24 protein-coding genes are annotated in these 23957 nt (G+C 60.9%); 14 read left to right on the plus strand and 10 right to left on the minus strand.

All coding sequences use genetic code 11. The features are described 5' to 3' along the window. Nucleotides 1–114: 114 nt before the first annotated feature. Nucleotides 115–591 carry a MarR family winged helix-turn-helix transcriptional regulator gene (locus Q3C01_RS38555; RefSeq protein ID WP_458150534.1) on the plus strand — a complete coding sequence of 159 codons (477 nt, stop codon included), beginning with the start codon at nucleotides 115–117 and terminating at the stop codon, nucleotides 589–591. Between the two features lie 158 nt (nucleotides 592–749). On the opposite strand, the gene Q3C01_RS38560 is transcribed toward Q3C01_RS38555, so the two are convergent. Beyond that, entirely contained in the window at nucleotides 750–872 is a 123-nt protein-coding gene (locus tag Q3C01_RS38560; RefSeq protein WP_458150535.1) for a hypothetical protein, read from the minus strand. A 192-nt stretch (nucleotides 873–1064) separates the two neighbouring features. On the opposite strand from Q3C01_RS38560, the gene Q3C01_RS38565 reads away from it, so the two are divergent. Both Q3C01_RS38565 and Q3C01_RS38570 read left to right on the plus strand, forming a co-directional pair. Continuing rightward, the gene (locus Q3C01_RS38565) at nucleotides 1065–1316 is read left to right on the plus strand and encodes a hypothetical protein (RefSeq protein WP_458150536.1); all 252 of its coding nucleotides are present in this window, start codon (nucleotides 1065–1067) and stop codon (nucleotides 1314–1316) included. A gap of 62 nt (nucleotides 1317–1378) precedes the next feature. Further along, entirely contained in the window at nucleotides 1379–2365 is a 987-nt protein-coding gene (locus tag Q3C01_RS38570) for an amidohydrolase family protein (RefSeq protein WP_458150537.1), read from the plus strand. Here Q3C01_RS38570 and Q3C01_RS38575 read toward each other — a convergent pair. Continuing rightward, the gene (locus Q3C01_RS38575; RefSeq protein WP_458150572.1) at nucleotides 2349–2855 is read right to left on the minus strand and encodes a winged helix-turn-helix transcriptional regulator; all 507 of its coding nucleotides are present in this window, start codon (nucleotides 2853–2855) and stop codon (nucleotides 2349–2351) included. The genes Q3C01_RS38570 and Q3C01_RS38575 overlap by 17 nt on opposite strands. A gap of 114 nt (nucleotides 2856–2969) precedes the next feature. On the opposite strand from Q3C01_RS38575, the gene Q3C01_RS38580 reads away from it, so the two are divergent. The 4 genes from Q3C01_RS38580 (at nucleotide 2970) to Q3C01_RS38595 (ending at nucleotide 6058) form a co-directional block, all read left to right on the plus strand. Next, nucleotides 2970–3578 carry a VOC family protein gene (locus Q3C01_RS38580; protein ID WP_458150538.1) on the plus strand — a complete coding sequence of 203 codons (609 nt, stop codon included), beginning with the start codon at nucleotides 2970–2972 and terminating at the stop codon, nucleotides 3576–3578. Between the two features lie 41 nt (nucleotides 3579–3619). Next, entirely contained in the window at nucleotides 3620–4270 is a 651-nt protein-coding gene (locus tag Q3C01_RS38585; RefSeq protein WP_458150539.1) for a cysteine hydrolase family protein, read from the plus strand. Beyond that, nucleotides 4267–5640 (plus strand): epoxide hydrolase family protein, encoded by a 1374-nt coding sequence (locus Q3C01_RS38590; protein ID WP_458150540.1) that lies wholly within the window; start codon nucleotides 4267–4269, stop codon nucleotides 5638–5640. Before Q3C01_RS38585 ends, Q3C01_RS38590 begins: the two co-directional genes overlap by 4 nt. Before the next feature lie 106 nt (nucleotides 5641–5746). After that, nucleotides 5747–6058 (plus strand): putative quinol monooxygenase, encoded by a 312-nt coding sequence (locus tag Q3C01_RS38595; RefSeq protein WP_458150541.1) that lies wholly within the window; start codon nucleotides 5747–5749, stop codon nucleotides 6056–6058. 75 nt (nucleotides 6059–6133) lie between these two features. Here Q3C01_RS38595 and Q3C01_RS38600 read toward each other — a convergent pair whose 3' ends face one another. The 3 genes from Q3C01_RS38600 to Q3C01_RS38610 form a co-directional block, all read right to left on the minus strand. Beyond that, nucleotides 6134–6892 (minus strand): sulfite exporter TauE/SafE family protein, encoded by a 759-nt coding sequence (locus Q3C01_RS38600; RefSeq protein ID WP_458150542.1) that lies wholly within the window; start codon nucleotides 6890–6892, stop codon nucleotides 6134–6136. Between the two features lie 324 nt (nucleotides 6893–7216). Beyond that, entirely contained in the window at nucleotides 7217–7900 is a 684-nt protein-coding gene (locus Q3C01_RS38605) for a response regulator (RefSeq protein WP_458150543.1), read from the minus strand. Beyond that, complete coding sequence (locus Q3C01_RS38610) at nucleotides 7897–9351, minus strand: sensor histidine kinase (protein ID WP_458150544.1); 1455 nt, start codon at nucleotides 9349–9351, stop codon at nucleotides 7897–7899. Before Q3C01_RS38610 ends, Q3C01_RS38605 begins: the two co-directional genes overlap by 4 nt. Nucleotides 9352–10019: 668 nt before the next feature. On the opposite strand from Q3C01_RS38610, the gene Q3C01_RS38615 reads away from it, so the two are divergent. From Q3C01_RS38615 to Q3C01_RS38635, 5 genes are all read left to right on the plus strand, one after another. Then, nucleotides 10020–10370 (plus strand): hypothetical protein, encoded by a 351-nt coding sequence (locus Q3C01_RS38615; RefSeq protein WP_458150545.1) that lies wholly within the window; start codon nucleotides 10020–10022, stop codon nucleotides 10368–10370. 117 nt (nucleotides 10371–10487) lie between these two features. Beyond that, nucleotides 10488–11771, plus strand: a complete 1284-nt coding sequence (locus tag Q3C01_RS38620) for a serine hydrolase domain-containing protein (RefSeq protein ID WP_458150546.1) — start codon at nucleotides 10488–10490, stop codon at nucleotides 11769–11771. Nucleotides 11772–11887: 116 nt separating this feature from the next. Next, nucleotides 11888–13144, plus strand: coding sequence for a tetratricopeptide repeat protein (locus Q3C01_RS38625; protein WP_458150547.1), 1257 nt, complete (start codon nucleotides 11888–11890; stop codon nucleotides 13142–13144). Between the two features lie 165 nt (nucleotides 13145–13309). After that, complete coding sequence (locus Q3C01_RS38630) at nucleotides 13310–14062, plus strand: hotdog family protein (RefSeq protein ID WP_458150548.1); 753 nt, start codon at nucleotides 13310–13312, stop codon at nucleotides 14060–14062. Nucleotides 14063–14108: 46 nt separating this feature from the next. Then, a complete protein-coding gene (locus Q3C01_RS38635) occupies nucleotides 14109–14261 on the plus strand; it encodes a hypothetical protein (protein WP_458150549.1) in 153 nt (50 codons plus the stop codon). A 247-nt stretch (nucleotides 14262–14508) separates the two neighbouring features. On the opposite strand, the gene Q3C01_RS38640 is transcribed toward Q3C01_RS38635, so the two are convergent. The 5 genes from Q3C01_RS38640 to Q3C01_RS38660 all read right to left on the minus strand — a co-directional run bounded on the left by Q3C01_RS38640 (nucleotide 14509) and on the right by Q3C01_RS38660 (nucleotide 20065). Beyond that, the gene (locus Q3C01_RS38640; protein ID WP_458150550.1) at nucleotides 14509–16152 is read right to left on the minus strand and encodes an arylsulfatase; all 1644 of its coding nucleotides are present in this window, start codon (nucleotides 16150–16152) and stop codon (nucleotides 14509–14511) included. Between the two features lie 29 nt (nucleotides 16153–16181). Next, nucleotides 16182–17129, minus strand: a complete 948-nt coding sequence (locus Q3C01_RS38645) for a formylglycine-generating enzyme family protein (protein ID WP_458150551.1) — start codon at nucleotides 17127–17129, stop codon at nucleotides 16182–16184. 186 nt (nucleotides 17130–17315) lie between these two features. Next, on the minus strand, nucleotides 17316–17735 hold the full coding sequence (locus Q3C01_RS38650; RefSeq protein ID WP_458150552.1) for a response regulator: 420 nt from the start codon (nucleotides 17733–17735) through the stop codon (nucleotides 17316–17318). A 132-nt stretch (nucleotides 17736–17867) separates the two neighbouring features. After that, nucleotides 17868–18485: a response regulator transcription factor gene (locus Q3C01_RS38655; RefSeq protein WP_458150573.1), complete on the minus strand. Its 618-nt coding sequence runs from the start codon at nucleotides 18483–18485 to the stop codon at nucleotides 17868–17870. 8 nt (nucleotides 18486–18493) lie between these two features. Next, nucleotides 18494–20065 carry a sensor histidine kinase gene (locus tag Q3C01_RS38660; protein ID WP_458150553.1) on the minus strand — a complete coding sequence of 524 codons (1572 nt, stop codon included), beginning with the start codon at nucleotides 20063–20065 and terminating at the stop codon, nucleotides 18494–18496. 963 nt (nucleotides 20066–21028) lie between these two features. Here Q3C01_RS38660 and Q3C01_RS38665 point away from each other — a divergent pair. Then, nucleotides 21029–21319, plus strand: coding sequence for a hypothetical protein (locus Q3C01_RS38665; RefSeq protein ID WP_458150554.1), 291 nt, complete (start codon nucleotides 21029–21031; stop codon nucleotides 21317–21319). Between the two features lie 46 nt (nucleotides 21320–21365). Beyond that, nucleotides 21366–23870: an arylsulfatase gene (locus tag Q3C01_RS38670; protein ID WP_458150555.1), complete on the plus strand. Its 2505-nt coding sequence runs from the start codon at nucleotides 21366–21368 to the stop codon at nucleotides 23868–23870. The last annotated feature ends 87 nt before the right edge of the window (nucleotides 23871–23957 follow it).

The following is a 23957-nucleotide window of genomic DNA, read 5'->3' on the forward strand; positions in this document are numbered from 1 at the left end:
GGGCGTAGGTGGGACATGAAGGCCTCCGTTATGTTGGTTGCATGATGTCAATGTGGTATTATATCTAGAGTGCCTATTTGACATTATGATGTCAATAAAGATTTATGGTGACGGATGCTGAAATCCCAACGAACGACTGCCGGCGATGCCCTGAGCAACCTCATGCTTGACCTATTCCGGCTGAATAGCCTGGTCCTGACTGCAGGTGACCGGTTGGTTGCCAGGCTCGGGCTCACGAGTGCCCGCTGGCAGATTCTCGGCGCCATCGTGCACGCAGAGCGAGCGCAGCCGGTCGCATGGCTCGCCCGCGACCTCGGTGCCAATCGGCAAAACGTGCAGCGGATCGTCAACGACCTTCACGCGGAGGGGCTTTTGGCGTTCGAGGCCAATCCCCACCACCGGCGCGCGCAACTTGTGGTCCTGACTGACAAGGGAAGGCGCACTTTCGACGCCGCGATGGCTTTGCAGGCCCCGTGGATCAACGACCTTTCGGAAGGACTTTCGGTGAAGGACCTGCAGACGGTTCACCGCTTCATCACGGCATTGCGCAACAAGCTCGAGAGCAATGACGAAACTGAAGATCGGATGTAGCGTTGACGCCAGTGTCTTTGCGCTCTGAATCCTGAGGCTGATAAGCAGGTCGACGGTTTGCCACGTGCGTGGGACCAAAGGTCAAGTGCGCTCTGGCCTTCTTGCGTGGCTGATCGGGAATGAGATCGGCAGGCAGGAACCGCCGGGCCTTTCAATTATCATCGATCGGACTTCTTGCCGTTCGCTTGGCCGTAAGCCGGCTTGTTGTCGGGCTCAAACGCGCACGCACTCACTGTGATGCCGATCAGGATCAGCCACGCCGCGGTCGTCCAAAATTTCATCTGCTCAGCCCCAGAGTATCGACGGGTCATTCCCTGAAAAACACGGATATTTGACGTAGCGGGCCCGGATGGGGTTCAACGCAGCGCTTGACCCCAGGGCTACCAGAATCACGCAGAAAAAATTGCGGTGCACTCAAATTGAGGCGCCGCGCTTTAAGCGGGAAAGCCGGGATGCCGACATGATGAACCAGGATGGAGTTTGAGGAGACGAATGCCCGGAAGCGAAGGCATTTCGACGTGAAATGGTTCAAGCGATACTCAGTTGGCTGCCTGATCGCGGTGTTCGTCTTCGCCGCCATAGATGGATATAATCGGCCGGATGGGGATATGCGCGTCGGCGCGATCCTCATGGCGGCTGCTGGTTGGCCTGTAGTCGTGGCCATTATCGTGGGAAGCACCATCGGCGGAATGATGCATGGGATGAACCAAGAGAAGGCAGGATGAGTGTGGGGTGGCGTAAAGGCGCTATGAAAACGTGCTCTCGATGGCGCTCGTGATCGCGTGACATGACGTCGTTTCAAGAGGCGCTGACGACCGGCGATTTGGAAGCGCTCCGGTCATTTCCGAAGAGCGACTTGCACAACCATGCTTTTGGTGGCGGCAATCGAGCATGGATCGCTCGCATGACGGGACACGACGTAGCGCCGCTCGACAGGCCGCTCGGTTCGATGGCTGAAATGCATCAATGGGTCAGCGGGCATATCGGTCCGATGTTCGACGGTCCGAGGGGGCGCCTGACGGCCTTCGAGGCGACGCTCGTCCAGGCGCAATATGATGGCGTTTCGCGGCTGGAGATCGGTGAGGACGTCTGGGCTATCACTTTGTTCGACGGGTGCGCAGAAAAGCTGACCCGCGAGCTTATCGGCATCCATGCGCGCGTGGCTCCTGAGATCGAATGGATTCCGCAACTCGGGATGTCTCGACATTGCAGCGTAGCGAGCTTGATCAAATGGCTCGAGCCATTCCTGGAGCTCGGCGTCTACAAAACGATTGATCTGTCGGGAGACGAACTCGCTCAGCCTATCGAAGCGTTCAACCCTCTTTACCGCATGGCCAAGGAAAGAGGTCTAAGACTGAAGGCGCATGTTGGGGAATGGGGCGACGCTGACTCGGTGTGGCGCGCGGTTGAGCAGCTTGAGCTTGATGAAGTCCAACATGGCATTGCAGCGGCAAATTCTGCTCAAGTCATGCGTTTCCTTGCGGACAACAAGATTCGCCTGAATATCTGCCCGACATCGAACGTCATGCTTGGAAGGGTCGAGTCGCTGGCTGCTCATCCGATCCGAACGTTGTTTGACGCTGGCGTTCTCGTCTCGATCAACACCGATGATGTGCTGGTCTTTGGCCAAGGCGTTTCGGAAGAGTTCTGGAACCTGTTCGACGCAAAACTTTTCGACGCGGATGAGCTGGAGGCGATCCGCCTGGCGGGCCTCACCGATCCGGCACCGCAACGCCCTCGCACGGGTACTGGAATATCTAGCGGTTCGCCTTGAAAGCTTCCCACCGTGCCTCGCGCTCTCGTTGGTATTTGAGAGCCCGCTCGGCGACCAGATCCTCGCGATGAAGTGGTTTGCCGCAGGATTCGCAGGCCGGACCTAGGCCCGCCGGCTTGCCACAGGTGAGGTGCGTATAGTTCACTGCGCGGGTTTCCTTCGGCGACTTGCACCAGGTCTCTCCCCAGGCGCGTAACGCCAGGATCACGGGATAGAAGGCCTCGCCTTTCTTCGTGAGTTGATACTCGTGGCGTAGCGGCCGCTTGTTGTAGACACGCCGCCTCACCAGCCCGTCCACCTCCAGCTTCTTCAGTCGCGCCGCAATCATTTGCGGTGTTGCACCCGTCTGCGCCTGGATCTCCTCGAAGCGGTGCATCCGCATGAACAGCTCGCGTAGGATCAACACCGTCCAGCGATCGCCTACGACTGTCGCGGCGCGTGCCACGGGGCAGAGTGTTTGGTCAGCAGTGTTGTCATTCATCGTCTTCATCACGTTTTCTTCATCGCGCTTGTGCCTATGACTTTCATAGCAAATATGGGGCGAGGTCGGTTCAAATACAACGGGCGGCCATTGGCGCCCGGTTCGTCAACGAAGGAGCGAACCATGACCACCGCAAGCAAGGACGCGAAACCGGGCAAGGTCGACATGAAGCTGGAAGTCACGGTCATTCCCGTTTCAGACGTCGACCGCGCCAAGCGCTTCTATGAAAATCTGGGTTGGAGGCTCGACGCCGATTTCGTCAGGGCGGACGGATCTCGGGCTGTGCAATTCACGCCTCCGGGCTCGCCGGCCTCGATCCATCTCGGCACCGGACCGGCGCTACCCCGCTTTCTCATCGTGAACGACATCGAGGTGGCCCGCGCCGAACTGATCGCTCGCGGCATCGACGTGAGCGAAGTGTTTCACCGTGGACCGCAAGGTCGCATCCCGGGTCCCGATCCGGATCGCCCCAGCTACGGCTCGTTGGCGACATTCAACGATCCGGACGGAAATGTCTGGCTGCTCCAGCAGGTCACGCAGCGGCTGGCGGGTCGCGTCAGCGAAGATCGCGCGACGTTTGCCTCGCCAGCCGATCTCGCCGCAGCCCTCCGTCGCGCAGCCGTCGCTCATGGCGAACATGAGAAGCGGGCAGGCGGCCCCGATGCGAACTGGCCGGACTGGTACGCCGAGTACGTCATGCGGGAGCAGACCGGCCAAAAGCTGCCTGACTGAACCCGATGCAACCGGCCGCAGGGCGGCCCGAGGAGGCGACAGTGACCGAGACCGTCTATCCACGCGGGAGAACCGCTCTGCTTTTCGTCGATCCCTACAATGATTTCTTGTCCGAGGGCGGCAAGGTGTACCCGCGCATCAAGCCGATCGCCGATGAGGTTGGGCTTCTCGACAACCTTCGCCGGCTGGATGGCGCCGTACGTGCGGCAGGCGTTCAGGTCGTCATCGTCCCGCACCGACGGTGGGAGCCGGGCGACTATGAGGCCTGGGATCATCCCAATCCGAGTCAGCGGTCGATCATGCATCGCCACAGCTTCGCGCGCGGGGAGTGGGGTGGCGAATGGCATCCCGACTTTGCGCCGAAGCCAGGAGACCTCGTCGCTCATGAGCACTGGGGACAAAGCGGCTTCGCTAATACCGATCTCGACTTGTTGCTGAAGCAGAAGGGCATCACGCACGTGATCGTAGTCGGGCTGCTTGCCAATACCTGCATCGAGTCCACCGCTCGCTACGCCATGGAGCTCGGTTATCACGTCACGCTGGTGCGCGACGCTACGGCCGCTTTTACCCACGACATGATGCATGCCGCGCACGAACTGAACGGTCCGACCTACGCCCATTCGATCCTGACAACCACCGAAGCGATCGCGGCTTTGCCGGCCGCGTCCCATAGTGAGGAGATCGTCAAGTGACCACGCAATCTCGGAAGCCAAATGCAATCGCCGCAGTGCAGCCAAACCGTGAGACTATCGATCATGAGAGGCGCAAGCTGCTCGTCGGAGCTGCCGCTGGACTTGCCGCTGCAGGCGCCGTCAACCTGTTTGCGATACGTCCGGCGCCGGCCGCAACCAACGACGAGATCCGTCCGTTCCACGTCGACATTCCCGAAGCCGATCTCGTCGACCTGCGCCGTCGCCTTGCGGCGACCCGGTGGCCCGAGAAGGAGACGGTCGCCGACGACTCCCAGGGCGTGCCGCTCGCTATGCTGCAGGACCTCGTCCGCTACTGGCAAACCGATTACGACTGGCGGAAGGTCGAAGCGCGGCTCAATGCCCTGCCGCAATTCATCACCGAGATCGACGGACTCGATATCCACTTCATTCACGTCCGCTCGAGGCACGAAAACGCGTTGCCGATGATCGTGACGCATGGCTGGCCTGGCTCGGTCATCGAGCAGATGAAGATCATCGATCCCTTGACCGATCCGACCGCGCATGGCGGCTCCGTGGAGGACGCTTTCCATCTGGTGATCCCTTCGATGCCGGGCTACGGGTTCTCCGGCAAGCCGACCGCGACCGGCTGGGATCCGCAGCGCATCGCGCGCACCTGGGTCGTGCTGATGAAGCGGCTCGGCTACAAGAAGTTCGTCGCGCAGGGCGGTGACTGGGGCTCGCCCGTCTCCAATGAAATGGCAAAGCTGGGAGCGCCGGAATTGCTCGGCATCCACGTCAACCTGCCCGGCGTCGTTCCGCCCGAGATCTTCAAGGCGGTTGCAGCGGGCGATCCCGCTCCGGAGAATCTTGCTCCGGATGAGAAGCGCGCCTTCGACCAGCTCAGGATCCAATTCACGAAGCGGCGCGCCTACGCGCAGATCATGGGGACGCGTCCGCAAACGCTGGCAGCCTTGACGGATTCGCCGGCTGGCCTTGCAGCCTGGCTGCTCGACCACGGCGACGGCTTTGCCCAGCCGGCCTCGGCGATGCAATCGGCGGTGCTCGGGCGCGCCGTCAACGGGCACTCCGCGGGCGCGCTGACCCGCGACGACGTGCTCGACAACATCACGCTGTACTGGGTGACCAACACGGCGATTTCCTCTGCCCGGCTCTACTGGGAAAACAAGGCAAATCTCTATTTGCCTGCCAACGTCCCGATCCCGGCCGCCGTGACGGCATTTCCCGGTGAGAGCTTCGTGGCGCCCCGGAGTTGGGCCGAGAAGGCCTATCCCAAGCTGATCTACTTCCATCAGGCCGACGCCGGCGGTCATTTTGCGGCGTGGGAGCAGCCGGAGATCTTCAGCCGGGAGGTCCGCGACGCGTTCCGGCCTCTTCGCAAGGCAACTTGAAAACTTCGGAGCGCGTGGCGCGCCCACACACATCAGATCGAGCGAGCGGCGTTGCGACATTGAATCACCAACGCATCTCGCTCAGGCGCGAGGGAAGGAGATTGTCATGGTCAAGCTTGTGATTATGGGAAGTATCGAAGTCGCGCCGGGAAAGCGGGATCAGGTCGTCCCGCTGTTAATGGCCCATCGCGCGCGATGCCTCGAAGATGAACCCGGCACGCTGCAGTTCGAAGTAGTGCTGCCCCGCGACGACGCGTCGAGACTTCTGATCTATGAGGTCTACCAGGACGATGAGGCCTTTGAGGTGCGCCGGAACGGAGCGTCCATAGCGCAAATGCGGCACGAGACTGCCGGTTTGGTCGTCAAGGTCGTTGCGACCAAGTGCACAGCCGTCGAGTCGTCCCAAGCACGGCTATGACAGCTTGACTTGCGCTCGCGCGACTTTAAGGCCCTGAGAACGGTCCTGTCGGGATACGGAATGTCCGCTCTCGATCTACGCGAGGTAACCGGACACTCCATCCCAGAGCAGCTTCAATGCCGTGACGACCAGCAATCCGTAGCAAGCCCGGTAGATTTGTTGCTGGTCCAGCTTCCCGTGGAGGCGCCAGCCAAGCCAGACGCCACTGGGAATGGCGAGCAGGCATGCTGCCATCACGATCCAGACGTTGCCGCTCGGCCTTACCAGGAGCAACCACGGCACCGCCTTGGTCGCGTTGCCAACTGTAAAGAAGAGGCTCGTCGTCCCGGCGTAGACTTCCTTGCTGAGGCCGAGCGGCAGCAGATACATCGCAAGCGGCGGACCGCCGGAATGCGCGACCATGGTGGTGACGCCCGAGGCGAGACCGGCAGCAACCGCCTTCGGCGACGAGCGCGGTTGCACCGTCACCTTCGATGCACTCAAAAGCCATAGGCCGACGAAGACCAAAGTGACGACCGCCATCACGATCGCGACGGCACGATGGTCCAATACCCGGAATAGCAGATAGCCTAGACCGATGCCTGTCACGAGGCCGGGCAGCAGAAGCGCGAGGTCCGGCTTCGACCAGGTCGAGGGTTTCCAGTAGCGGAGCGCGAACAGATCCATCGCGATGAACAGCGGCGCGAGCAGGCCTCCGGCCGTGACCGGGTCCATCACGAACGACAACAGCGGAATGCCCACGATGGAAAACCCGCCGCCGAACGCGCCCTTCATGAAGCAGATCAGGAACACGCCGGCAAACGCGATGAGGACTGTGGTGACCGTCAGATCCATGTGCTGGTCTCTATGAGAGTCGCGCCATCGGGCCACCGCCAAGCGCTGGTTGCAGCGCGCGATCGAATTAATGTCACCACATTGATCCGAGAGATGTCTCGGATCAATCTAAACATTGTCATCGGTGCAATTTAGCCGGGAGCGTCTCCGGGACGGGGGCCGCGCCGGGTGCGGTCCGCACGGGCATAGCCAACCTTCAGTGCGCGACTGCTTCTCCAGCTTGGAGACTTCCGGAAAAGGGGGCATTTACGGATCTTGCGTGGCGTCTCTCATCAGTCGGATGAGCCTGGGAGCGGCCATCCAGGGACCGAATGCCATCGGCTGTCAGGCAGACCGGAAATTGTCCTCGTGCTCGCGTTCCTCAACTCGCGTTATCAATCCGCTTCGCAGCCCAAAAAGCACGAGCTCAACATCGGAAGAAACGCTGAGCTTCGACTTGATGGCATAATGGTAGTTCGAGACGGTCTTCGGACTGAGATTGAATGCGGCGGCAATGTCCTCGCCCGACCGGCCGGCGAGCAACATGCGCAGGATTTCGAATTCACGTGGCGACAAACTATCAATGGCACTTGCATCATCCTGCAAGCTGTTCCTCGCAAGAGCTTCACTGATTTCGGGGCAGATTGCAACGCGGCCGGCAGCCGCGTCACGTACCGCGCTAACGAGCAACTCGGGCGGGCTGCTCTTTGTAACGAAGCCCTTCGCACCGGCCCTGAAGGCCTGGAGAGCGAATGTCGCGCTCAAATGCATGGTGAAAACGAGCAGGCGGGCTGCTGGGTCCCACTGACGTATCTGGCGAATGGCATCAATACCGCCGCGACCTGGCAGCGACACGTCCATCACCACGACATCGGGACTTTTGCTCTTATAGGCTTGATAGGCTGCCGCCGCATCGGCGGCCTCGGCAACGACGGTAATGCCTTCGTGCTTCTCGAGAAGCCGACGGTATCCCTCACGCACAACCGCGTGGTCATCGACAAGCAGGACGCTGATGCTTCGCGGCGTCATGATGCTGTCCCCCGGATATCGGTAACAGGAATGATGGCACTAAGGATGAGGCCCTTCTCTGGCCTCGACATGACTTTCATCTGCCCACCCAGCGCGAGTGTTCTCTCGCGAATCCCGATCAGCCCGAGGCCAAAACCAGTCTCTTTCCTGATCTCAGGCACTAATCCAGCACCATCGTCTTCAACCGTTGCCTCGACCGAGCCGGCGCCAGACGGTGGCGTACCACCTCGGGCAAGATCGATGCGCACCACGGCACGCACGTTGGCCGCCTGCGCGTGTTTCGCCGCGTTTGTGAGACCTTCCTGAACGATATAAAAGACGTGAACGGTAATCGCCGGGGGGAGCGCATCGAGGTCCCCGTGCGTTTCAAGAAAAAATCGGGTCTTCCCGCAACCGCGGCGATTGTGATCGCCGATTAATCCCTCGAGGCTCGTGAGCAGGCCGACGTCGTCGATCTCCTGCAGTCTCAACTCCTGCACGGTCCTGCGAAGCCCCTTCATGATATTGCCGGCGGTTTCCGTCAGGGCCTGAGCTTCGGCAACAAGAGGTGGACAATCGGTCGTGGCTGTGAACTTGATCGAAGCTGCCGTCGCACTCATGGCACTGAGGCTCTGGGCCAGCTCGTCATGAAGTACCCTTGCGAGGTGACGCCTTTCCTGCTCCCGCGCTTCCACCAGACGTCGCGCAAGCTCGGCGCGCTCCGAGGTCGCGACTTCCAGGGTGTTCGCGAGGTCGTTGAAGACGCTGCTTATGCTCTGCAACTCGGCAAGACGGAAGGGCGGGAGGCGGCACTTCAGATCGCCCGCAGCTAATCTGTTGAGGCCGCTGACGACATCTCTCGTCGGCCGCAGCGCGCGCTCGACGACGAAATACACCAGGATGCCAAGTGCGCCGATTGTCGCTGCGGAGAGGCCGAGCATCCGCGAGATCTCGGACCAGGCGCGCGCCGTCACGGCTGACGGGTTCGTGCTGACGACGACCGAGCCAAAGACAAGACTTTGGTATCCGATGGGACGCTCGTAGGTCATGCGACTGCCGACTGCCCACCGATAGATGGCCGAAAACCAGGCAGGCGCCTCGTCCACCTGACTGCGGAAACCCAGACAGCTGGAGACGACATCCTTGCCGGCTTCATGCAGCCGCACGCACTGACCGGGGCTCATCACCTGGTCGAGAAAGCCATCCAGCTGACGAAAGCGGACTTGCAGATCAAAGCGCCTTCCGAAGAACGTCCGCACGTCGCCATGGAAGAACGCAAGCGGCATTTCGACGAACCTGCCAACAGCATCGGCTACAGCCCGATTGGCCTTCGACGTCTCCTCTGCTGCTCGGTAGACGGAGATCGCCGCTCCGCCAAGAAAACAGAGTAGCGCAACAGCCGCTACTTGCCTCAATAGCGACCACTTGAGATCGATGACCGGCCGGCGCCGAAGAATCCTCATCTTCCGCATGGCGAGGGGCCCGTAGCAATTTCGGCAGATTACAGCATCCAGCTGCCGCTCGGTACTGTTTGGTTCGGCGTCGGGCAAATTTCCCAGGACCTCGCATGGAGTCCGCCGTTTGCCCGGTTGACGGTCTATCGGATGCTGCGCTCGCGGCCTTATGAAGTGCTGGCGAATTGAACCAGGTCAATTTGGAAGTCGTGGTGCAAATATCTCTGCCATCCAGGAGGGATGTCATCATGAGAAATCTATTTGTAATCACAATTGCCGTCGTCTCCATCGGAGGCACTTGGACCAACAAAGCGGGCGCGTGCAACTTGGACCGTCCGACTTTCGAACTCATGGGCTTCCCGATCTCCCCGCACCAGGTAGCGGTATTGGGGGCGGCCCATGTTGAGGAGAGCCCAGCCACGTCGCAGCTCATGTTCGCTGGTATGCCCGCTTCTCCTCACCAGATTGCGGTTCTCACGTCGCGCTCGAAATCCCCCAAATTGGCTCAGGCCACGGTTGGTATTCGAGAACCGGCCACCGTTGGCTTGGCGCCACCTGGCTTGCCGATAGGGGCAACTGGCGCGGGGCTTTGTACCGCTGACTGAACGCTTGGGAGATCGACCAGCACTTCAAGGCCGCTCGATGAGTCTTCCATTGAGCCGAGACAAGATCGCGGAGGCGAAGACATGCTGGCGATGAGGCGGGCGACTGTTCCGATCTGTCTGCTGCTGCTTATCACCGCGGCGCTTGCGCGAGACGACGGCCGCTACGCGAAATCCCCGCTGAAACCTTGGTTCGAGAGCCTGGAAAGCGAATTCGGGAAGTGCTGCGAGGACTCCGACGCCTACGTGGTCTCCGAGCCGGATTGGGGGTCCGATCACGGACGATATCGCGTTCGCATTGATGGCGAATGGGTTCTGGTGCCAGACGGCGCTCTCATCACGCAACCCAACCTCGCCGGACGGACGATGGTCTGGAAGCACTACATCGACGGCCATCCCCGTGTCCGCTGTTTCATACCGGGCAGCATGGGCTGATGGGTCCACCAACGCGAAAACGCGGTTCTCTCCGGCAGGCCGCATTTTGACCCATCTGCGAAGTCGTGCTCTTGATGGAAGAGCTGCGCTGATGCAGCGCAACACGCGGAGGCGGCGATGAACAGGGCAACAGGGCTGATTTCGATCACCGCGGTGGTTATGCTCACGACCTTCGGCATCACAAGTGCGCAAGAAGGCGCCAAGCGCGCCGCCGCCGGACCGGTCTTGTCGAACACCGGTCATGATGCGGCCGCTTACGGCGCTGATGAGGGATATCCCCTTGGCACATTGTCGACTGGCGCAGAGATGCGGCATCTCGTGGCGACCTATAGCCATTTTGACGAACTGACACCGGCGCGCGTCGTTGCGCGTGCAGCCACATCCTGGCCGTTTCAGCGCGCCACCGAGCCCGAGATTGACTACAGTTTCGACGGCGAGCGCCGCACGATCGCGGATTATCTTGCCCGGCAGCCGACGACCGGACTGCTGATCGCCAGGGACGACACTATTCTGTACGAACATTATCAATACGCGCGATCGGACCGCGATCGCTTTCTCTCCCAGTCGATGGCGAAAACCATTACTGCGATGCTGATCGGCATCGCTGTGGCCGACGGTGTCATCAAGTCGATCGACGACGACGTCGCGACCTATGTCACCGCACTCGCAGGTACTGAGTACGGTAAGACGCCGATCCGTGCGCTGTTACACATGTCCTCTGGTGTCAGCTTCGAAGAGCGGTACGATGGGCAGGACGATATTGCGCGCCTCGGGCGCGATCTGTTCGGCCGGCCCGGCAAGGCCCCCGTGGTCAGCATCGCGCAGTACAATACCCGCATCGCGCCGCCTGATACGCGATGGCACTATGCCAGTTCCGAGACCGAAATCCTTGGCCTCATCTTGCGCTCGGTGACCGGCACTCCAGTCGCAGATTACCTCAGTCAGAAGATATGGCAGCGGATCGGCACCGAAGCCGATGCCTCGTGGGCGATTGACGGTACCGGCCAAGAGGTGACCTTTTGCTGCTTTAACGCCGTGTTGCGCGACTACGCCCGTTTTGGACGCCTGCTGGCGCATGACGGCGTGTGGAATGGGCGCGAGATCATTCCACACCAATGGCTGATCGATGCGACGACGGTGAGTTCAACCGACGTGCATCTCGCACCTGGTGTGGCCACGAAGTACTACGGCTATGGCTATCAGGTCTGGCTACTGCCCGGCGGCGAACGCCGGTTCGTGTTGCTCGGCATCCGCGGCCAGATGATCTTTGTGGACCCCGGGACCAAGCTCGTGATGGTACATACAGCGGTTCGTCCCGAAGCGGTCGATCGGAATGCGTCAGCAGAGACCGTAGCACTATGGCTGGCCGTGGTGGACCAGCTTGGTCGCACCGCGCGATAGGCGTCCCATTTCGTGGGGCCCACAGCGGACATCGGTTGCCGATGGCAAATGGCCTGCCGTTGGGGATAAAGTCACGTCAGACGTTCGCGCCGGAGCGCCTGGCGGAGGAGAACAGCATGGCAGCGCGCGGATCAGGTGGACTGCTCCTTTGCGTGGCGCTCCTGCTCGCCATGCCGGCGCGGGCCGCTACGCCGGTCGATCGGGACGGGTGCGCCGCCAGCGCCGACAAGCCCGATGTCGGAGGCGCGGCATGCAGCCGCGTCATCGACGATATGAGCGAGCCGGTGGCCGAACGCGTCAGGGCGTTCAAGAATCGGGGGCGCGGCTCGTTCAACAGGAAGGACTACGACCGCGCGATCGCCGACTACGGCGAGGCCATCAAGCTCAGCCCGAAGGACGCCTGGGCCTTTGCGCACCGATGCGAGGCTCACGAGAGCAAAGAGGACCACGACGCGGCCATCGCGGATTGCACCGCGGCGATCAAGATCGATCCGAAATATGGCAGGGCCTACAACGATCGTGGCGTCGCCTATTACGGTCTGCACGACTACGACGCGGCGCTGGCTGACCACGCCGAGGCGATCAGGCTCGATCCCAAAGAGGCGTGGGCCTATGCCCGTCGCGGCATGGCCTGGACGGAAAAGGGCGAATTCGACCAGGCCGTCGCCGATCTCACCAAGGCGGTGACCATCGATCCGAAATCCGCCTTTGATTTGGGCCAACGGGGTCAAGCGCTCTTCAGGAAGAGGTTGATCACGAAAAAAGGTGGATGGGAGCCCGCGATCGCGGACTACGGCGAGGCCATCAAGCTCGATCCAAATCTGGTCTGGCTGTACAGCTCGCGTGGCGTCGCCTACAGCAACAATTTCCAATACGATCTGGCCGTTCCGGATTGCAGCGAGGTCATCAAGCGCGAACCCAACAATTCCGGCGGGTACAATTGTCTCGGCGTCGCCTACGAAGGCTTGAAACAATATGGCCGTGCGATCGCCGCCTATAATCAGTCCATCAGCATCAATCCAAGGAACGGCGTGGCGTATTGGAATCGCGGCAATGCCAATGTGGGGCTGCGCAAGATCGGTGACGCGATCGCCGATTATGACCGGGCGATCGCGATCAACCCGAAAGACTTCAACGCTTTCAACTCCCGCGGCAAAGCCTATGTCGTAAAGGGCGACCGCAACCAGGCGATTGCGGATTACACGCAGGCGATCCAGCTCAATCCGTCCTATGTCGAAGCCTACGACAATCGCGGCCTCACCTATGAAGCGCAGCAGCGCCGCACTGATGCAATCGCCGATTTCCGCAAGGCGCAGTCGATCGACCCGGCCGACCAGGTCAGCAAGCAACAGCTCCGCATGTTCGATTTCTGATAGCGGGGCAAGCAACGCTCCCCGGCAGGTCGTAGACGAACCGACGCCGGTCATGGGATGGACAACCGGGGAGATTTGAACCTTCGGCCGGCCTTCATGGACCTACGTCTGGGATAATAGCCTGTGTCCGAGGGGGAGGGCGCGGTCCGGGAAAGTGGGGATGCCATGCAGACGATGACGATCCCGCGTCGCTTTCGTGGTCCGCCGAATTCCGGCAACGGCGGCTATGTCTGTGGGATGCTGGCGCGCCAAATCGCCGGTGCCGCGGAAGTAACATTGCGCGCTCCACCGCCCTTGGAGACAAAGCTTGATTGTGTTGAGGTCGAGACGGGGGCATGGGAGCTTCGCCAGGGCACAGCGACAATAGCGATCGGCCGGGCCGTAACGCTGGACGTCAGCCGCCTTGAGAGGGCGACCTACGCCGAGGCGGTAGAGGCTGAGAAACGAACTCCGGTCAAGCCGCACGAGCATTTTCTGCCGATGTGCTTCGTTTGCGGGCCCGACCGGGCGCCGGGCGACGGGCTGAGGCTTTTCGCCGGACCACTGGCCCGACAAGACGGCGGCGGGGCCTTTGCTGTACCCTGGACGCCCGACGCTTCTCTCACCGCCGCCGATGGCCTGGTTGCGCCCGAGTTCGTGTGGTCTGCACTGGATTGTCCGACCGGCTACGTATCCCAGTGCGACTCCGAAACCGGGAACTTCGGCGTCTTGCCGATTCTGCTCGGGCGCCTTTCCGTGCGCATCGACGGCCGACCACGTCCGGGCGAGCGATGCGTGGTGACGTCCTGGAAAATTGGCAGCGAGGGGCGCCGTCTCATCGCCGAAGCTGCGCTGTTCGGTGAAGAGGAGAACCTGCTCGCAGTCGGCCGTGCCATCTGGATCGTCGTTGATCGGCAGGTACAGCTTGGAAGGACATAGAGAGCCGCGGCTGCCGGAGGCTGGACCGCGGAAGGCGGAGGAATACATGCGCGCGGTACTCTGCAATGGCTTCGATGGAATCGGCGCATTGAGCATCGGTGAGGCGGTTGAACCTCGACCCGCGGCCGATGAAGTCTTGATTTTCGCGGATTACCTGATGATTTGCGGTGGCTATCAGAAGCGGCCGGCTCTCCCTTAGGTACCGGGAAAGAACGCTGCAGATAGTCGCCCCAGTATCGGAGCAAGGGATCAGCTTCCTCGAGCTTCCGCTTGAGCTTGCTCTCGCTGATGGCCAGGAGCTCGCATCCATTTCTGGTGTAGGCCGCTGCTGCGTGCTGCGCCGGGTCGCTTGCTGCACGCTGGCGGTCATGGCGATCTCCCGTCGACCGGATTCCCGTGGGAGCGCCGGCCGGCCTAACGCGGGTCGGCGCTCTGTTTTGCGGCTTTCAACCGCCGTGCGCACTCTCCAACTGACTCATGATCTGATCGACGCTGAAGCTTGACGGCTTTTGCCGTGGCGGGAAGTCTTTGAATGTCGCGACAAACTGCGCCACGAACGCTTGCGCCGGGACAAACAGGAATGCCCGCTGCATCGTCCAGTCGTAGTAGGTATTTGAGGTGATATCCGCGCGCTCGTAGGGATCCGTTCGCAAGTTGAACAGCTTGGGCAACCGCCGGCAGACAAAAGGTTCTCCCCAAAGATCGAGGGTACCGGGCGTCTTCTGTTCGCAGAACACGACCTTCCAGTTCTGATAGCGTATCGCCACGAGCTCGGCGTCGTCGTTGATATAGAAGAACTCCTTGCGCTCGGATTTGTCCTGCTGGCCAGTGAGGAATGGCAACTGATTGTAGCCGTCGAGATGGACCTTGAACGTCTTGCCCATCGAGCCGTAGCCGGTCAGCAACTTGCTCTTTATGTCAGGCTCGCCGGCCGCGGCTAGCAACGTCGGGAACCAGTCGAGTGCGGCGAAGATTTCGTTGCTGACCTGTCCCGGCTTGATGCGGCCTGGCCAGCGGATCATCGCAGGAACGCGGTAGGCGCCTTCCCAATTGGTGTTCTTCTCACTGCGGAACGGCGTCATCCCGCCGTCGGGCCACGAGTTCATGTGTACGCCGTTGTCCGTCCCATAGATCACGATGGTATTGTTGGCGATGCCGAGATCGTCCAGTGTGTTGAGCAGGCTCCCGACGTCCCCGTCGTGTTCGAGCATACCGTCGATGTATTCACTCAGACCGCTGCGTCCCCTGTATTCCGGCCGCACATGCGTGTAGAGATGCATGCGCGTGGCATTCCACCAGCAGAAGAACGGTTTGTTGGCCTGTACCTGCCGCTTGATGAAGTCGATCGCGGCGTTGGTCGTCTCGTCGTCGACCGTTTCCATTCGTTTCTTGGAAAGCGGGCCAGTGTCCTCGATGGTCTGCGTGCCGACCTTGCCGAACCGCGGATCGATGGTTGGGTCGTCGCGATCGGTGGCCTTGCATTTGAGCACGCCGCGCGGCCCGAATTTGGCCTTGAACGAGGGGTCCTTCGGATAGTCCTCGCGCTCGGGCTCTTCTTCGGCGTTGAGATGATAGAGGTTGCCGAAGAATTCATCGAAGCCGTGCATCGTTGGCAGGAATTCGTTGCGATCGCCGAGGTGGTTCTTGCCAAACTGGCCGGTGGCGTAGCCCATCGGTTTGAGCGCCACGGCAATGGTGATATCCTCGGAACGCAGGCCGAGGGCTGCGCCGGGCAGGCCAACCTTGGTCATTCCGGTGCGCAGACCGGACTGGCCCGTGATAAACGATGCGCGTCCCGCGGTGCAGCTCTGTTCGGCGTAGTAGTCGGTGAACATCAAGCCTTCATGGGCGATACGGTCGATGTTCGGCGTCCTATATCCCATCAGGCCGAACGAATAGGCGCTGACGTTGGCTAATCCGACATCGTCACCCCAGATGATGAGGATATTCGGCCGCTGTCCGGACGGGGCGGGTTGTTGCGCTTGTGCCTCGCCCACCTGGATCCGCCCGGCAGCTGCAAGCGCGGAGGTCGCTGCAAGCGCGGTGCTACCCAGCAGAATGCGGCGTCGATTCAGGGGGGCATCCTTCATTTTGATTGCGTCTTGATCGCTATTCGCACTCATGCTTCGCTCCTTTCGCGGATGACACAACGAAATCCGACATGGGTCGTGGAGGTATCGACCGGCTCAGCGTGGCGAGCGGCCGGGCGATAGCGGCGGCAGTAGTTCGGCGCGCACAAGTGCGAGCCGCCTTTCAACACCTTCCGTGGAATCTTGATATTGGGCTGGCAGGGATCGTAGCTCTGCTGTTGACACCCACCGCGTGGGTTCTCTGGAATGCAACAGGCCTTCGGCGCATCGGCTTCGTGCCTTGGTGTGTACCAGTCGCCGGTCCACTCCCAGACATTGCCGATCATGTCGTAGAGGCCATAGGCGTTGGGCGGGAAAGCGATCACCGGCGAGGTGAATGCGAAGCCATCATCGCAGCGGTTCTGATGCGGGAAGCTGCCCTGCCAGGTGTTGGCCATGTGCTTGCCCCCCGGCGTGAGCTCGTCGCCCCAGGCGAACTCCGCGCCATCCAGGCCCCCTCGCGCAGCGAATTCCCATTCAGCCTCCGTTGGTAGGTCTTTGCCGGCCCATTGCGCATAAGCGAGCGCATCGGAGTAGGCGACGTGCACCACAGGATGATCGTCGAGATTGGCGATACTGCTCTTCGGACCGTAAGGGTGGCGCCAATCGGCACCTTTCATGAAGGTCCACCATTGGCTCCAGTCGTGGAGGTCAACCGGTCGCGGGGGAGGCACAAAAACCAGCGAGCCGGCATAGAGCATATGGGGCAATGCGCCCGGATAGTCCTTCGGATCGGTCGGGATTTCAGCAAACGTGACGTGGCCCGTCGCTTCAGCAAACGCCTTGAACTGACGATTCGTAACCGGCGTACAATCGATCCAGAACGGATCGATTGCGACGCGGTGCACAGGAGCTTCCTCCGGATAGTGCCGGTTCGAACCCATCCTGTACGTGCCACCCGGCATAAAGATCATGCCCTTGTGGTCAGTCGTCAGCATCGGCGTTGTGCTCGCATCTCGAAGTGCCGGCTCCGGTGACGGGCAACGGGGTTCGTGCGCGGTCATCCCCGCGAGACCACGGAGTCGCGCCCCCTGCAAAAGGGGATTGATCATTCGCCGTGCCTCTCGGTCTGCTCCACCGCCTTATCGGCAGCCCTCTTTTGTCGGCTTGGATGTCTTTTGCTCTCAGTCACTTTTCAGCCCGCCGCCAAGCACGGCACGCGCCGAAGACGAAATGTATTGGCCGCCTGCGAGAACCGTTTCGACCGCATCGGCCAACTCGTCGCCCGCATCGGATTTCACGACGTAGCCGCGCGCGCCTTCGGCGAGCGCTCGCCTGATGATGGCCGGCTCATCCAGAACGGTCGCGAAAATGATTGGAATCTGCGGATGCAGCTCCAGAATGCGGCGCGCCGCTGCCAATCCGCTGATGCCCGGCATTGCGACATCGCTGATGATGAGATCGGGAATATCGAGCTTCACGGCCGCGATCAGGGCCTGCCCGTTTGGAACGATGTCGATGGCATATCGAAAATCGAGCAAAGCTTGCAGGTGTCGAGCCATGTCGGGATGATCCTCTGCCAAGATGACACGTACTTGCCGCATGTTCGTCTCGGCTTGTGGCAATCGGCTTGAGTGCGCGCGAGGCTACGCGTTCAGTCAGACGGACACATCGGGGAAAGCCGAGGCGGGGGATGTGGAAATCACGGGGTGGTCGATCCGGATTTCCCGGTCATCTCACTCGGGAATGAGCCTTTGTTTGATGGCAAATCTTACCAAATCGGCGGTGCTCTTGACGCCGAGTGCGGCAAGCAGCTGGCTCTTGTGATCTTCCACTGTCCTCACGGAAATCCCAAGCTGGGCCGCGATTTCTTTCATGCGCTTGCCCTGCGCGATCAGCCGCAGCACTTCCAGCTGGCGTGAGGAGAGCGAGAGCCCACCGCCATCGGCGGAGCGTGACATCGTCTGCAGCACGTCCTTGGTGATGTGTGGCGTCAGATAGATACGGTCGGCCATCACCGCTCGGATCGCGTCGAGCAATTCCTCTCCGGCGGCTGCCTTGAGAAGGTAACCGCATGCGCCGTCGCGTATCGCCTGCGTCGCGAGCTGCGGTTCGGTATGAACCGTCAGGAAAATGAAGCGGGTCTGCGACCCTCCTGCCTTGAGCTGGCGAAGAGCCTCCAGTCCGCTCATGACTGGCATGGTGACATCGGACACGACGATGTCGGGTTTCAATCGCCGCACGGCCTCGACGAGCTGTTTTCCGTCTCCGACTTGCGCAACGAGGTCGGCGACTTCGCTGACCAACCGGCCCAGCCCTTCCGCGACCATCACATGGTCGTCTGCGAGAATCACGCGCGGTTTCAATGCGATCCTCCGGCTGGAATGCAAATGGTGGCAACGGTGCCTGCCTTCGGTGCCGACTTGATCTCGAACGTGCCGCCCAGCATCCTCACACGCTCGCGCATGCTCAGGAGCCCGAGACCGCACTGGCTGCCGGAGGCGTCAGCGTCGAAACCGTCCCCGTCGTCGGCAATCTTCATCACGATTTGACCGTCCTCGCGGGCGACCGAAATACGCCCGGTACGGGCATGGGCATGCTTCGCGATGTTGCGCAGTGCTTCCTGCGCAACCCTGTACAAGCACAGCTTGACGTCGTCCCTTACCTCTGTGCAGCCTTCGGCTACATCGAGATCGATGGATGTGTTCGAGCCACGGGCGATCTCTTCGCAGCGTTCGCGCAACGCTTCTGGCAAGCCGGCATGTTCGAGCACGCCTTGATGCAGACCATGCGAGAGGTCGCGCATATCTTCCGCCAGATCGACTGTCAGCCGCTGTAGCCGTGTCAGTTCGGCTTTGGTCGGCTCTTGCGAGCTCGGGAGGTGGCGTCTCAGACTGCTCAATCCGATTGACAGTGAGGCGACGCGCTGGCCGACATCATCGTGCAATTCTCGTGCAATTCGCCGACGCTCTTCGTCTTGCGCATGAATCAGCCGGCCGGCAAGGTACCGCAGCTGCTCGTAGCTGGTTCGCAGCGCGTTCTCCTTCGAGCGATTGTCCTGCTCCGCCGCCCAGCGACGCGACCGCTGCACGATGAGGGCGGCTATGAGGAGCGACTGGAGGACGATGAGGGAGCCGGCTCCGATGATGTAGCGATGATAGAGCTCCCAAACGCCGGGTTCCTTGAAGAGAACCACCGAGCCCGGCGGAAGATTGCTTTCGCTCAGGCCCCAACGCTGCATGGCCTGATAGTCCACGCGATAGGCCGCTTCGGCGCTGGTTCGTGGGGGAATCGTGTCCGGGGCCTTGCCCGCAAGAATTTCGAGCGCGATGTCGCCAGCGGTGCGGCCCATTGCTTCGTAGCTCTCGCTGAACCCGCCGACAAAGCCTCTCACCGGATAGGGATAGGGTGCATAAATCGGGGCCGACGAAGACTTGATGAGCTGGGCGGCGACCTCGGATGGCATCAGTGCCCTCCCGCCGCCGTCGCGAAACATCGAAAGGAGAATGACGATCGCGTCGCCAGGGATCTGGGCGACCTTGGCGATGACTTCATCGTAGCGTAGATCGAACAGATAGGTTGTCTCAACCTTGTGATCTCGCGCCTCGACTACCCTTCGAGCGATCGGTTGCCATCGGCGGTCGACAAGCCCGCTTCCTGCGATGATGAAGAGGCGACGCGCGTCCGGTTGGAGACGCTCGGCCAGAGCGATGGTCCCATTCAGATTCGCGTCGAGGTCGACAATGTGGCCGGTCACGTCAGACGGCGGCTTTGCAGCGGAGTAGCCCTGCTGCGAGACGCCGAGAAAAACAACGGGAACATGAGGAGCGAAATCGTCCCGGTGCTTTATGACGAAGGGGAGGGCATCGCCGCCGATGAGCATCACGACGTCGGGCCGCCGCTGTATGTATCTGTCCCGAAGAAAGTCGGCCATCAGGGACTCGTGACCCGGCTCGGCAAAACGTGCGAGGTCGAGATATTCGGCGTCGAGCTCGATCTTCTGCGGCGAACGCTCCAGAAGACGGCCTCGCGCTCCATCCGAAGCCATGGACGTAGCTGGAAATGTATAATTGTACGAATGCAGGATCAGAATGTGCTTCGCCGCCTCGTCCGCGTGGCTTGGCGATCCAAGGCCCAGCAAGCCGCACAAGAGGAGTCTCGTCGTTCTGTGGCGCCTCATTGAGGCACGCAGGCGCGAGAGACCGAGAATCTTGGCCCAGCACATCGAGAAACCTTGGCTTTCGTCGATCCAGGAAAACTATCGACTACCGCGGGCGTTGAGATGTGCAGTTCGTGCCACACACCAATTTGTCGCGGCCAAGGAGGGACTTAGCGGTCTTCCTCGTCGCATTTGATCTAAGTCAAAAGTGCCGCGTGCCGCGCGTGCAGATGAGCTCATGACCTCTTGAGTCGGAAATCTGGCGCTCTCAGACCGTCCCGATGAAGGCGAAAGCACATTTCGATAGGGCACGCGTCGTCGCGCGAGAGCAACGGGCAAAGTCGTGGGAATTGCGTGCTGCAACGAGCTTCGCGACGCTCTTGCGCGATCAAGGTCAGCAGGATGCCGCTCGCGAAGTGCTCGCTCCAGCTTATGGTTGTTTAGCGAGGCTTCGAAACGCTCGACCTGAAAAGAGCCGAGGCATTGCTCCGTGAGCTCGCATGACGTCTTATCCGCTCAACCGACTTTGCTGACGAGCGCGCCCCGCGATTCGTTGGACGCTTTTACACTTCGACCGCACGCGGATCACCATTGATCTAGATCAAAGCTAACGTGAGACACGCTGTCACCAGTGTCCAAGTTCCAGCCTTTTACGCCCAGGCGGTGGATCCGATTCCGAGAACTCAAGCCTTCGATAATGCCATCAAAGGCGGCGTCTTATGGGACGGGAGGCGTGTCGTGAGTAAGTCTCGATATCTGCTATTCCTAACTTTCCTTGTCGTCGTCGGCGTGCTGTCGGGCGGTGAGCGTTGGCTATCCGCGGCCTGGGCCGCTGGCGAGACGCCCAAGGACATGCTTGCTGCCCAAATCCGCAGCCAAGGGATGGCTTGCGACAGGGCGCTCCGCGCCACGCGAGACGCCAAGCGGTCAGGCCCGGATCATGAGGTATGGGTTCTGAAATGCCAAAACGCGACCTACAGGATCGCGCGATATCCCGACATGGCAGCCAAGGTAGAGCAGTTGCGATAGCGCCATCTGCATCCCTGATGCAGGCGTAGCAGCAAGGGAGATGGTCATGAAAATATCGGCGCTGTTACTCTCGACCGCGATAGTGTGCGTGTTCACGACTGTGCCGGCCGCAGCGCAACAGACCCCGGATACTGCAGGTTCGCCCGCTGCCACCACAACGATCGACGGTCGCTACCTTCCGCCACCGCCACAGCGGTTCGAAGGCGAGATCGGTCTCAACGCGGCGCAATCGAAACCAGCGTGGCCCGCGCGTGTAGTGCCACCCAAGGGCGCGCCGAACGTTCTCTTGATCCTGACCGATGACGTTGGCTTTGGAGCGCCGTCGACCTTCGGCGGTGTTATTCCGACGCCGACGCTCGACCGCGTCGCCGCCAACGGGCTGCGTTACACCAACGTTCACACAACGGCACTGTGCTCGCCAACGCGCGCGGCGCTCATCACAGGTCGCAACCATCACTCAGCCGGCTTCGGCGTGGTCACGGAGCAGTCCACCGGTTTCCCCGGCTACGACAGCATCATCAAGAAGGATACTTCGACGATCGGCCGGATACTCCAGGAAAACGGTTATCGCACGTCGTGGTTCGGCAAGAACCACAACACGCCCGACTGGACCGCGAGCCAAGCGGGTCCATTTGACCAATGGCCGAGCGGCATGGGTTTTGAGTATTTCTATGGCTTCGTCGGTGGCGATACCAGCCAGTGGCAGCCAAACCTGTTCCGCAACACCACCGCGATTTCCCCTAATGTCGGTCATCCAGGCTGGAACCTGACCACCGCGATGGCGGATGATGCCATTCACTGGCTAGCCCAGTTGAATGATATCAACCCGTCCCTGCCATTCTTCGTCTATTACTGCCCAGGAGGCACGCACGCGCCACACCAGCCCACGCCGGAGTGGATCAAGAAAATCAGCGATATGCACCTTTTCGATAAAGGCTGGAATGCGCTGCGTGACGAGATTTTTGCCAACCAGAAGAGGCTCGGCGTCATCCCGCAGGATGCCAAGCTGACACCGTGGCCCGACAATTTGCTCAAGAAGTGGGACGCGCTGGGTGATGATGAGAAGAAGCTTTTCATCCGGCAAGCGGACGTCTATGGGGCCTATCTCGCTTACACCGACCATGAAATCGGCCGCGTCATCCAGGCCGTGGAGGACATGGGCAAGCTCGACAACACGCTCATCATCTTCATCAGCGGCGACAACGGCGCTTCTGCCGAAGGAACGCCCCTCGGCACACCGAGCGAGGTCATGTCGTTCAACGGTGTCCAAGTGCCCGTAGCCGATCAGATGAAATGGTACGACGTCTGGGGGTCCGACCAGACCTATGCACACATGGCCGTTGGTTGGACTTGGGCGTTTGATACCCCGTTCAAGTGGACGAAACAGATCCCATCCTTCTTTGGAGGCACGCGCAACGGCGTGGCGATCTCCTGGCCGGGGCATATCACTGACAAGGGCGGCATCCGCAATCAGTTCGGTCACGTGATCGACATCGTGCCGACGCTGCTGGAAGCGACCGGCATTCCCGCGCCGGTCATGGTCGATGGCATCGCGCAGAAGCCGATCGAGGGCGTGAGTATGGCTTACACGTTCGACAAGGCCAACGCAGACGCGCCGTCGCGGCATCACACCCAGTATTTCGAGATGTTCGGCGTGCAGGGGCTGTACAATGACGGCTGGATGCTCAGCGCCGTTCCGCTTCGCGCACCGTGGGAACTGGTAGGAAAGGCAATCCTGGATCCCGCGAGCGCCTACAAGTTCGAGCTGTATGACGTCCGGCACGATTGGACGCAATCGACCGATGTCGCCGCCGCCAATCCTGGCAAGGTGCGCGAGATGACCGACCTGATGTTTGCCGAGTTTGCCAAGTATCAGGTGCTGCCGCTTGATGCCTCAGTAGCAACGCGCCTGGTTGCTCCGCGACCCAACGCGGCGGCCGGCCGGCGTCTCTTCACCTACTCGGGCGAGACCGTGACCGGCATTCCCCATGGGGACGCGCCGAGCCTGCTCAACACGTCCTATACCATCACTGCCGATATCGACGTCCCGCAGGGTGGGGCTGAGGGCATGATCCAAACCAACGGTGGGCGTTTCGGCGGGTATGGTCTGTACCTGTTGAAGGGCAAGCCCGTATTCGTCTGGAATCTGCTTGACCTCAAACGGGTCCGCTGGGAAAGCCCGGACGCTCTGTCGCCCGGCAAGCACACCATCGAGTTCGATTTCAAGTATGATGGTCTGGGTTTTGCGACGCTCGCGTTCAACGACATGAGTGGCCTTGGCCGCGGCGGCACGGGCGCACTGAAAGTCGACGGCAAAGTGGTGGCGACGCAGGCCATGGATCGTACAGTGCCATTGATCCTGCAATGGGACGAGACGTTTGACATCGGGGCAGACACCGGCACGCCGGTGGATGATTACGATTACAAGGTCCCGTTTGCGTTCACCGGCAAGATCGACAAGCTGACCATCGCGCTCGATGAGCCGAAGCTCTCGCCGGACGATGTGCAGAAACTGGAGGCTGCATACCGCGCCGCGCAAGATGCAAACTAGCGCACGGGCACTGGGACAATCCCATCTCGGCTTCGCCGAAGCGGCGATTGCCGCCCTTCGGCGTAGCCAAAGCTCAGTGCGTTCGCC

The sequence above is a fragment of the Bradyrhizobium sp. UFLA05-109 genome (assembly GCF_054185165.1).